The sequence below is a fragment of the Streptosporangium sp. NPDC023615 genome (assembly GCF_040640155.1).
In the GTDB taxonomy this organism is placed as follows: domain Bacteria; phylum Actinomycetota; class Actinomycetes; order Streptosporangiales; family Streptosporangiaceae; genus Streptosporangium.
In genome coordinates this window covers 1-6,026 of the sequence record NZ_JBFABE010000133.1, presented here as the reverse complement: position 1 = coordinate 6,026, position 6,026 = coordinate 1, and the positions used below count along the sequence as shown (strand labels likewise).

The window sequence follows — 6,026 nt, the reverse complement described above, 5'->3', positions numbered from 1 at the left end:
ACCACCAGCCCATCACGCTGGGCATCTACCACTACATCGGCAACAACAACCAGGAGTGGAACGCCATCATGGCGACCGCCGTCGTCGCCTCCGTCCCGGCGACCGTCCTGCTCGTCATCGCCCAGCGCTACGTCGCCGCCGGTGTCACCGCGGGCGCGGTCAAGGACTAGGGCCGCGCGGAGTCGAGATCACCCGGGCCGGGGACGGCCCCGGTGCGGAGCCGGGGCCGAGGGGTCCGCCTCCCGCCGGATCGCAACACCCGGGCGAACTCGGCCAGCACGACGATCGGCGCGCGGAGGCCATCGAATATCGTCCGGGGGACCCACGCGGAGATCGCGGATCAGCCGAGGCGCGCCGCCCAGACGGTGCGTTCGGTGCGTACCGAGAGATCGTCGCGGCGCAGGACGCTGTGGGGGCCGTCGGTGTCGAGCAGCCGGTCGAGCGCGGCGAGGTCCGCGGCCGAAAGCCTCTGCGCGACGGCACCGCGGATGCGCAGCAGGCCGCTGAGCGCGTAGCGGCCGACGGCCTCGTCGCCGGCCCCCTCGATGTCCACGGCGACGGTGCGCTCGCCCTCGAGGGCGAACCCGGCGGCGACGAGCATCGGCCCCCAGTCGGCGCCGCGATAGGGCATGTGTTCGGCGTGGAGACGCTCGGTCGCGGCGTGGCAGCGCTCCTCCAGGCCGGGCCGGTCCTCCGGGGCGTTCTGGGGCAGGAAGCGGGGGAAACCGGCCAGCTCGACGACGGCGAGCAGACCGCCGGGCGCGAGCATCCCGTGGATGTCGCGCAGGACACGGGCGGGGTCGGCCAGGTGGTGCATCGAGGCCGAGGCCCAGACCAGGTCGGGCGTGCCGAGGTCGGGCCGGTCGGCGGCGTCGAGATCGGCCTGCACGGTGCGCACGCGGTCGTCCACCCCCCGGGCGCACGCCTTCCTCCGCAGGCGCTCCAGGTGTCCGGGTGAGGCGTCGACGGCTGTGACGTGCGCCTCGGGGAAACGGTCGAGGAGGGCGAAGGTGCCCGCTCCGGTGCCGGCGCCCAGGTCCACGATGCGGCGGGGGGCGGTCTTCAGGGGCAGCCACGCGATGATGGACGCGATGTGCTCGCCGAGGACCTCCGCGTCCAGGTCGAGGATCTCCGCCATGTCGGCCTCGTCCTGCCGGTCGCGGCCGGGCCGGGCGTGCTGGTCGTGCTGGTCGTGCTGGTCGTGCTGGTCGTGGTCGTGCCGGGCGCCGTGGCCCTGGGTGTGCTGGTGGTTGTCGGTCATGCCGTCACCGTAAGGCCGGTTTGCCTGAGCAGCATGACTTCTCCCGATATACGCAAGACGTTGGGGCGTGGCGGTGCTCCACGCGCAAGACGCGCCCCCGCCGAGGGCGTGCCGACCTCCCCGCCGAGGGCGCGCGTCCGCGTCCGCGCCGAGGGGGCGCCTCGCCGTCATTCGCGGATGCCGGGGGTGTCGAGGTCGCCGCCGTCGCGCTGGTGCCCGCGGCGGGCATCGCGGTCGAAGATGCCCAGGAGCTCGCACGGCCCGCCTTCGGCGCCGATGGCGTGCGGCATCATCGTGGGGAACTCGGCGGCCTGGTTGGTCTCGAGACGGAAGCGCCGGTGGCCCAGCATGAGGATCGCGGTGCCGGAGAGCACGACCAGCCATTCCCGGCCGGGGTGGGCACGCATGCGGGCGGGGTTGTCGGGCGGCGGCTCGGTCACGCGCTGGCGTATGACGCTCATGCCGGGGTCGGCCTTGACGGGCCAGCGCATCCGGCCGTGGGCGCCGTCGATCGTCGGGCTGATGACGACGTCGTCCGCGGCCGTCTCGACGAGCTGGTCGAGGGTCGTGTCCAGGGCGCGGGCGAGGGTGACGAGCTGGTCCAGGGCGAGGCGGCGCCGGCCGTTCTCGATGCGGCTCAGTGAGGACTGACTGAGGTTGGCGCGGGCGGCCAGTTCTTCCAGGGACCAGCCCTGCGCGACCCGCAGGGCACGGATGCGTCGGCGTACGAGGCCGTCCAGATCCCCGATGTCTTGCGTCATGAGCAATATGTTATGCCCGAATCACAACATGGGCCTGACCTCGTGGCGAGGAGGCCCGGAACGGCCGGGCCGCGCACGGTGCGCGGACGTGACAGGTCCCGGGCCCTGCCGGACGGCCCGCGGGGACCGGCGGCCGACGTGCCGGTCTCAGGGATCGACGTCCGCGGCCGCGCGCTCGGCGAAGATCCGCATCGCCTTGGCCGTGACCGGCCCGGGGGCCGCGGGCAGCGCGGTCCCGTCGACCGAGCGGATCGGCTGGACGTCCCGGGTGGTGGAGGTCAGGAAGGCCTCCTCGGCCTCGTACAGGGCGGAGAGGGGGAGATCCTCCTCCACCGCCCCGCACCACTCCAGCGCGAGCGAGCGGGTGACCCCGGCCAGGCAGCCCGAGGCGAGCGTGGGGGTGACCGGGCGGCCTCCGCGCACGACGAAGATGTTGCTGCCGGTCCCCTCGCAGAGGTCGCCCACGGTGTTCTGGAAGATCGCCTCGCCGCCGCCCCTGGCCTTGGCGTGGAAGAGCGCCTTGGCGTTCTCGCCGTAGGAGGTGCTCTTCACCCCGGCGAGCGCGCCGCGCTCGTTGCGCGGCCAGGGCACCACGACGACGTCGGAGACGGGTGGGAACGGCTTCTGCTCGTCCACGATCACCGCGGTCGTGCATCCCTGGTCGCCCCGGTCGGAGCCGAGCGGCCCCGGGCCGCTGGTGTAGGTCACGCGGACGCGGCCGAGCCGCCAGGACGGGGCCTCGGCCAGGCAGGCGCGGATCCCCTCGGTGATCGCCTCCAGGTCCGGGTCGGGCAGGTCCATCCGCCGCGCCGAGAGCGTGAGCCGCTCCAGGTGACGGGTGAGGGCGAACGGGGCGCCGTTCACGCACTTGATCGTCTCGAACACCCCGTCCCCGACCATCAGGCCGTGATCGAAGACCGAGACGAGAGCCCGGTCCGGAGCGAGAAGCGCTCCGTTGAGCCATACGGGTACGTTCATGAGACTCCCCCTGAGCCTGATGTCGATGCGAGTGCGATGAGCCGGGATGCCTTCAGCTCGGTCTCGTCCCACTCCTGTCGCGGGTCGCTTCCCCAGGTTATGCCCGCCCCCGTGCCGAACCGGATCTCCCCGTCCGACAGCCAGAAGGTACGGATCGCCACGGCCAGCGACGCGCGCCCCCGGTCGGCGTCGACCCAGCCCACGGTCCCACAGTAGGGCCCGCGGGGGGTGGGTTCGAGCTCGTCGATGATACGCAGCGCCGAGGATTTCGGTGCCCCGGTCACCGAACCCGGCGGGAAGGTCGCGGTGAACAGCTCCGGCCAGCCGCATCCCGGCGCGAGCCGCGCCCGGACCGTGGAGACCAGGTGCACCAGGCCGGGGTGCTCCTCGACCTCGCACAGGGCGGGCACGCTCACCGAGCCGACCGCGGCGACCCTGCCCAGGTCGTTGCGGACCAGGTCGACGATCATCACGTTCTCGGCGTGGTCCTTCTCCCGCAGGCCGGCCGGGGTGGCCGCGGTGCCCTTGATCGGCCTTGACTCGACCACGTCGCCGTCCCTGGACAGGTACAGCTCCGGCGAGGCCGAGACCACGCTCACCCCCGGCAGGCTCACGGTCGCGGCGTGGGGCGCGGGGTTGCCCCGCGCCAGCCGCAGGGCCAGCGCCGGCAGGTCCGCCTCCCGCCCGGCGGGCAGCGACGCGCTCAGCACCCGGCACAGGTTGGCCTGGTAGACCTCGCCCCGCTCGATCAGCGAGCGGATCTCGCGTACCCGGTCCTCGTAGCCGGCCCGGTCCAGGGAGGTGCGCCACGCCGAGGGGCGCGGCCCGTGCCAGGGGCCGCGCGGCGCGGGCGGCGGGGCCGGGCGGACGCGGTCGAACCGGGCGCAGGTCGCCTTGCCCTCGTAGTCGACCACGACGGCCCACCAGCCCTCGCCGTCGAGCGCGCCCAGGTCGGTGGTGACGTCGCGCAGACCGGTGGCCAGGAGGCCGGGGGCCGGACGGCCGCGAGCCGGGGCACCGGTGGCCGGGGGGCCGGTGACGTGCGCGAAGGAGTCATGCACCGCCCCATTGTCCCGCCCCCCGGCAAAGCGGCCCCACCAGGGTGCGGGCAGCGGGGACGGCGCCACGGCGCGTGACGAGATCCCGGCGGGGCCGGCCGTGCCGGACAGGGATCCGGTGACGGTCCCGGCGGGGCGCCGGGCGTGTCGGGCCAGGACCAGGACCAGGACCAGGTGACGGTCCCGGCGGGCCGGGAGTGTCAGGCCAGGGGGCCGGTGACGGTCTCGGCGGCGGCGACGATCGCGTCGCCCGCGACGAGCTGGACCGCCGCCTCGATCTCGGGGGCCAGGAAGCGGTCGGGTCCGGGACCTGCGACGGCCTGGCGCAGGGCCTCCACCACGGCGCCGGTCGCCGGGGCGGGCCTGAGCGGGCCGCGCAGGTCCAGGGCGCGCGCGGCCGTCAGGATCTCCACCGCGAGCACCCGGGTCAGGCCGTCCACCGAGCGGCGCAGCTTGCGCCCGGCCGACCAGCCCATGGAGACGTGGTCCTCCTGCATGGCGGAACTGGGGATGGAGTCGACGCTCGCGGGCGCGGCCAGGCGCTTGAGCTCGGAGACGACCGCGGCCTGGGTGTACTGGGCGATCATGTGGCCGGAGTCGACGCCCGGGTCGTCGGCGAGGAAGGCGGGCAGGCCGTGGTTGCGGGCCACGTCCAGCATCCGGTCGGTGCGGCGCTCGGAGATGCTCGCCAGGTCCGCGACCGCGATGGCCAGGAAGTCGAGCACGTAGCCCACGGGGGCGCCGTGAAAGTTGCCGTTGGACTCCACCCTGCCGTCGGGCAGGACCACCGGGTTGTCGATCGCCGAGGCGAGCTCCCGCCCGGCGACCGAGGCGGCGTGCGCCAGGGTGTCGCGGGCGGCCCCGGCGACCTGGGGGGCGCACCTGAGGGAGTAGGCGTCCTGGACGCGGGTGCAGGTGCCGTCCCGGTGCGACTCCATGATCTGCGAGCCCGCCAGCAGCGCCCTGAGGTTGGCGGCGCTGGCCGCCTGCCCGGGGTGCGGGCGCAGCCCCTGCAGGTCCGCGGCGAAGACCCGGTCGGTGCCGAGCAGCGCCTCCACGCTCATGGCGGCGCCGATGTCGGCGGTCGTGAACAGGCGGGCGAGGTCGTCCATGGCCAGGACGAGCATGCCGAGCATGCCGTCGGTGCCGTTGATGAGGGCGAGCCCCTCCTTGGCGGCCAGCTCGACGGGTTCGATGCCCGCCCGCTTGAGCGCCTCGGCGGCGTCGACGCGCTCCCCCGCGGCGTCCCGGACCACGCCCTCCCCCATGATCGTGAGGGCCACGTGGGAGAGCGGCGCGAGATCGCCGGAGCAGCCGAGGCTGCCGTACTCGTGCACGACCGGGGTGATGCGCGCGTTGAGCAGGTCCTGGAGCACCTTGGCCGTCTTCGGGCGTACGCCGGTGTGCCCGGTGGCCAGGGTGTGCAGGCGCAGCAGCATCATCGCCCGGGTGACCTCCACCTCCACCTCCGGGCCGGAGCCGGCGGCGTGCGAGCGGACCAGGGAGCGTTGCAGCCGGGCGCGGAGCGAGGGGTCGATGTGCCGGGTGGCCAGGGCGCCGAACCCGGTCGAGACGCCGTAGGCGGGGACGGGGCTCTCGGCCAGCTCGTCCACCCGGGTGCGGGCCGCGGCCATGGCCGCCACGGCGTCGTCGGTGAGACGCACCGCAAGGCCGTGGCGGGCGACCCCGACGACCTCCTCGAAGCTCAGCGGATCGGGCCCGATGTTCACGACGTCGTCGTCGCGGTTGTCGCGGTTGCCGCGCATGCTGTCCACTCTTTCGCGTAGGTGAAGCGATGGTAACCGGTGAATGCGGCTCCCGCTCCTTACATCTCACGATAGCGGCCTATTCGGTTTGGGGAGTCGCCGGGTATTCGCTAGAGTTCTCATCGTGAGTCCGGGCCGGTCCCGGAGACACGCGGAAGTGGCTCAGTGGTAGAGCATCACCTTGCCAAGGTGAGGGTCGCGG

5 protein-coding genes are annotated in these 6,026 nt (G+C 73.8%); all 5 read right to left on the bottom strand.

The annotated features are described in order from the left end of the window. Positions 1–340: 340 nt before the first annotated feature. The 5 genes from AB0G16_RS38160 to hutH all read right to left on the bottom strand — a co-directional run bounded on the left by AB0G16_RS38160 (position 341) and on the right by hutH (position 5,824). The gene (locus tag AB0G16_RS38160) at positions 341–1,261 is read right to left on the bottom strand and encodes a class I SAM-dependent methyltransferase (RefSeq protein WP_362815817.1); all 921 of its coding nucleotides are present in this window, start codon (positions 1,259–1,261) and stop codon (positions 341–343) included. Between the two features lie 167 nt (positions 1,262–1,428). After that, a complete protein-coding gene (locus tag AB0G16_RS38155; protein WP_362815815.1) occupies positions 1,429–2,022 on the bottom strand; it encodes an XRE family transcriptional regulator in 594 nt (197 codons plus the stop codon). 147 nt (positions 2,023–2,169) lie between these two features. Further along, positions 2,170–3,000 carry an aminotransferase class IV gene (locus AB0G16_RS38150; RefSeq protein ID WP_362815813.1) on the bottom strand — a complete coding sequence of 277 codons (831 nt, stop codon included), beginning with the start codon at positions 2,998–3,000 and terminating at the stop codon, positions 2,170–2,172. Next, complete coding sequence (locus tag AB0G16_RS38145; RefSeq protein WP_362815819.1) at positions 2,997–3,983, bottom strand: chorismate-binding protein; 987 nt, start codon at positions 3,981–3,983, stop codon at positions 2,997–2,999. The genes AB0G16_RS38150 and AB0G16_RS38145 overlap by 4 nt, the downstream gene beginning before the upstream one ends. A 275-nt stretch (positions 3,984–4,258) precedes the next feature. Further along, positions 4,259–5,824 carry a histidine ammonia-lyase gene (hutH, locus tag AB0G16_RS38140; protein WP_362815811.1) on the bottom strand — a complete coding sequence of 522 codons (1,566 nt, stop codon included), beginning with the start codon at positions 5,822–5,824 and terminating at the stop codon, positions 4,259–4,261. Positions 5,825–6,026: the final 202 nt, after the last annotated feature.

Bases quoted from the DNA above. Each gene is read 5' to 3' on its own strand.
- AB0G16_RS38160 (WP_362815817.1), bottom strand. From the start codon at position 1,261: ATGACCGACAACCACCAGCACACCCAGGGCCACGGCGCCCGGCACGAC.
- AB0G16_RS38155 (WP_362815815.1), bottom strand. From the start codon at position 2,022: ATGACGCAAGACATCGGGGATCTGGACGGCCTCGTACGCCGACGCATC.
- AB0G16_RS38150 (WP_362815813.1), bottom strand. From the start codon at position 3,000: ATGAACGTACCCGTATGGCTCAACGGAGCGCTTCTCGCTCCGGACCGG.
- hutH (WP_362815811.1), bottom strand. From the start codon at position 5,824: ATGCGCGGCAACCGCGACAACCGCGACGACGACGTCGTGAACATCGGG.